At 53.3% G+C, this 3,580-nt stretch carries 7 protein-coding genes and 1 pseudogene; 4 read left to right on the top strand and 4 right to left on the bottom strand.

The window, feature by feature from the left end; all coding sequences use genetic code 11:
* The 4 genes from B9Z54_RS00235 to B9Z54_RS25415 all read right to left on the bottom strand — a co-directional run.
* Nucleotides 1-331, bottom strand: a 331-nt coding sequence (locus B9Z54_RS00235; RefSeq protein ID WP_113926549.1) for a YlbF/YmcA family competence regulator, incomplete at its 3' end; no start/stop codon positions are given.
* A 101-nt stretch (nt 332-432) separates the two neighbouring features.
* Nucleotides 433-861, bottom strand: a complete 429-nt coding sequence (locus B9Z54_RS00230) for a GNAT family N-acetyltransferase (RefSeq protein WP_113926548.1) — start codon at nt 859-861, stop codon at nt 433-435.
* A 16-nt stretch (nt 862-877) separates the two neighbouring features.
* Nucleotides 878-2,137, bottom strand: a complete 1,260-nt coding sequence (locus B9Z54_RS00225) for a phytoene desaturase family protein (protein ID WP_240189743.1) — start codon at nt 2,135-2,137, stop codon at nt 878-880.
* A 25-nt stretch (nt 2,138-2,162) separates the two neighbouring features.
* A complete protein-coding gene (locus tag B9Z54_RS25415; protein ID WP_240189742.1) occupies nt 2,163-2,342 on the bottom strand; it encodes an NAD(P)-binding protein in 180 nt (59 codons plus the stop codon).
* A 141-nt stretch (nt 2,343-2,483) separates the two neighbouring features.
* On the opposite strand from B9Z54_RS25415, the gene B9Z54_RS00220 reads away from it, so the two are divergent.
* The 4 genes and pseudogenes from B9Z54_RS00220 to B9Z54_RS00210 form a co-directional block, all read left to right on the top strand.
* Entirely contained in the window at nt 2,484-2,984 is a 501-nt protein-coding gene (locus B9Z54_RS00220; protein WP_113926547.1) for a hypothetical protein, read from the top strand.
* Entirely contained in the window at nt 2,947-3,210 is a 264-nt protein-coding gene (locus B9Z54_RS24540; protein ID WP_162785023.1) for a hypothetical protein, read from the top strand. The genes B9Z54_RS00220 and B9Z54_RS24540 overlap by 38 nt, the downstream gene beginning before the upstream one ends.
* Before the next feature lie 13 nt (nt 3,211-3,223).
* Nucleotides 3,224-3,448: a GNAT family N-acetyltransferase gene (locus B9Z54_RS00215; RefSeq protein ID WP_205207640.1), complete on the top strand. Its 225-nt coding sequence runs from the start codon at nt 3,224-3,226 to the stop codon at nt 3,446-3,448.
* Between the two features lie 13 nt (nt 3,449-3,461).
* Nucleotides 3,462-3,580: pseudogene (locus B9Z54_RS00210) on the top strand (AAA family ATPase); the annotation flags it as partial.

Below are 3,580 nucleotides of genomic sequence, written 5' to 3'. Positions count from 1 at the left end.
CCGAGTTGGCGAGTGTGACCGTCACGTATTGAAGCAAATCGTTCACTTCGACTTGCGTCTCCTGAAACGCCTGGACAACCGGGATCGAATCGAGTTCGTCCATCGCCTTGTCGATTTTCAGCTCAACTTTGGCGAGCGCTTCCGTCTTCCCGTAGTGCTTGCAGTTGACGGCTTCTTTTTGTAAGTATTTGATACGTTTAATCAACGTTTGAACGCGTTCACTTTCGTTCACTTTCGTTTCCGCTTCTTTGAAGCGGGCCACTTCCGGCGTGCTCGCCAATAAGTCGGCTAATTCTCTCGCTTTTTGAATCACAGTTTGATCAGTCACCATCGTAAACCCCTTTGCTCTCTATGATTGAACGCACGCCTTGACGCACGCAAGTATTCCTCATCATTCTACCACGAACTTATGGCAAACGGTACCGCATCGATTCACTTCGAGACGGTCGCCGTCCGAACCATATCGACGTGAGGAATCCCGTCCTCTAAGTACTCCTCGCTCGTTCGTGTGAACCCGAAGCTCGCATAGAACGGCTCCACGTATGTCTGTGCTTGCAAGTACAAATCGCGATCCCCAAAGTCAGCCACGGCTTCTTGCATCAAACGCCGCGAATGGCCTTGTCCCCGATGCGTCGATTTCGTGACGACACGGCCGATGGCGACCGGCGACTCCTCCTCGAGGACACGTAGCGCCGCGACCGGGCGACCATCAGCCTCAATCCAGTAATGGACCGCCGCCACGTCTTTCCCATCGACTTCTTGATATGGGCAATCTTGTTCCACGACGAAGATTTCGGTCCGGAGCGCCAATAACTCATAGAGTTCTCTCGTCGTCAATTCGTCAAACCGTTTTTTATGCATCTCCACTTGTCTCCCCTCATAACTTCGAACCGAGCGCTCGGGCGACATGAAGCCCGCTCGTCATCGCCCCGATTGTGCCTGCCCCCGGAAATACTGTATCCCCGCAGACATACAGGTTCGGCAAGGTTGTCCGGTAGCTCGCCGCATGGAACAAAGCTTGTTGCGGTGTTTGGGCATAACCACCGACCGCGCCGTGCGGACGTTTCGTATATTTCACCCACGCCCCTGGTCCCCCGGGCAACATGACAGACGATTCGCCGTTCCAGTCCGGGAACGCTCGACTCACAACCGAGACGAGACGCTCGGTCCAATCTGTCTCTAGTTTCTCATACGTCACCTTGTCTTTCCAAGCCTGCCACTCTGTCAAATCGATATGGGTCGAGACGGTGACGGTCCGTTCCGGCCGCTCGGTCCGGAGCGAATCATCTGCGGCTGACATCGAGATGAAGGCGTGTCCTGACGGTAAGTCATCGCTATACACTTGTTGGAACAGCGGACGGTTCATGCATATCGCTTCAGGTAACGTGACGTACAGACTGAACGTTCCCCATTGCGAGCGCTTTAAGTGACGCCCGTACTGCTTGCTGAATTGACGTGACGTATCTCCGCTCAGTAGTTGAGCGGTCGCCTCGAGCGGGATGGCGGAGACGACGACATCGACGAGGTCGAGCCGGCCTCGCCGATCGGTCAAGAGCCAACCGTCCGCCACGCGCTCGAGTTTGACGATTTGTCGTCCGAGAAGGGTTTGTCCGCCGTCTTTTTGAATCGAGCGCTCCAAGGCGTGAGCGAGCGTGTACAAGCCGCCATCGACGTAAAATGCCCCTTCGTGGTAAATCGATAACGCGACGGCCGCGAGCAAGTGACTCGCCTCGCGAGCTCCGGTCTGAAGACTATCGAGCAAAATCCCGTCGATGACCCGTTCGAACGCCGTCCCGTCCAATCGATGCCGTTTTAACGTTGTACCGAGCGACCGGTATAACTTCCGAAACGCACGTAGTTGCGTCGGTCGAAAACCACGTATCGCAACCGATGCGTCATGAATCGTTCGAAACGGCAACGCCGGTAGCGTCTCAAACAAAGGACGAATCGTCTCAAAATCGGTCCATACTTCATTCAAGAAGGCACGAATCCGCGGAGCGAGTTCGGGAAACGTCGATTCAAGTTCAAGTAAAAAACGAGTCGGGTCTTGATAATAGCGGACCGTTTTCCCGTCCACATGAATCTGCATCACTTCCTTTAACGCCCGAACGTCGATCGACTCACCCAAGTACGTCAACACTCGTTCATGTAGTCCGCCCGGTTCAAATCCCCATCCCGAGCGTCGCCCCGGCCGGAAACCGGTAGTCACCGCGCTCGAACTTACCGGCGCAACCACCCCACTCCCGCGATGATTCAAACACCGTCACGTCATGACCAATCCGACTTGCCAACGCCCCGGTCGTCAACCCGGCAATCCCACCGCCGATAATCCCGATTCTCATTCCTCATCCCCTCCTGACTTCATCATACATGGGTTCCTTGTATCCGAGATGTTTCGACGTGTTTCGGCAACATATTTCAAGCTTTAGGCAGGGTTCTGCCAGAAGATGGCGAAAAAATCGATAAAGGACAGGTGAAACTATATGCGAAGTCGGGTTATCATTTATCTGCTCATCCCTATCTTAATTTTTATCGGCATTCTCATCACCCCGCCGTCGGAAGAATCACAAAAATTGGCCACGATGACGGCTGTGAATATTCAAGAGATGATTCCGTATGAACGGGAATACACGACACAGAAAATCTTACTCGAAGAAGTAAAAGATGGCCGCGAGGCGATCATCGAGGAATGGCGGCTCGAACGCGGCGCCCGGACGACATATAGTTACATCCTCCGGCTCCAAGGGTTCGAAACGGTGATTCAAGTCGATGCAGGGGCGGCCAATACGCGTTCGGACGGCTATTATGCCATGCAGGCGCACAGTCCCGTGTTCGAAGCGGACGAACCGTTATCGACCGGTTATCCGATTGTGCTCTTCGCCACCGAGCAACGGCTCGTACTGAACCAGATGGAAGTACGCGTCCTATACGAAGAGGACGGTGTCATTGAAAAATGGCGTATCCTTGAATCCACAGACTCCTAACAAAGGCGGAATCGATATGAATCTCACGTTTCAACGAGCAACCGAATCACAACTGACCGAAATTTATAGTCTTGCAGGCGTCAACCGCGAAGAAGCAACCAATCACGTCTCGGCTGATAGCCGGGAAAAGATGATTGAAGCGTACGAACACTCTGCGAAATTTGGTGCCTATTTCCTCTGTCTCGTCGATGGTGGGACGCTCGTCGGCTGGACGCAAAATCGATAAAGCGTTCGACTATTTGACGGGTGCAGAGGTCGGTTGGGTGAACGACCTGTATATCAAGCCCGCGTTTCGCGGTCACGGCTATGCCAAACTATTGATGCGAGAAGCACTCGATACGTTCAAACAGATGGGCCATACTGATGTGCGCCTGAACGTGTATGCTCACAATCAAACGGCGATGCAACTATATGAACAACTCGGTTTCACAGACGTCAGTAAATTTATGAAGATTGACATTTGAAAGGTGGTATTCGATGCAAAAAATACTTCTCATCGGCTCAGGCGGTTCGGGCAAATCGACGCTCGCCCGCGTGTTGGGAACCCAACTCGACATCGCCGTCTACCACTTGGATGCCCTCCTGTGGAAACCAAA

It is taken from the genome of Bacillus sp. P14.5 (genome assembly GCF_003316765.1).
GTDB lineage: Bacteria > Bacillota > Bacilli > Bacillales > Bacillaceae_B > Rossellomorea.
The sequence above is the reverse complement of the archived record's forward strand: the minus strand, read 5'-3'. Positions and strand labels throughout refer to the sequence as shown.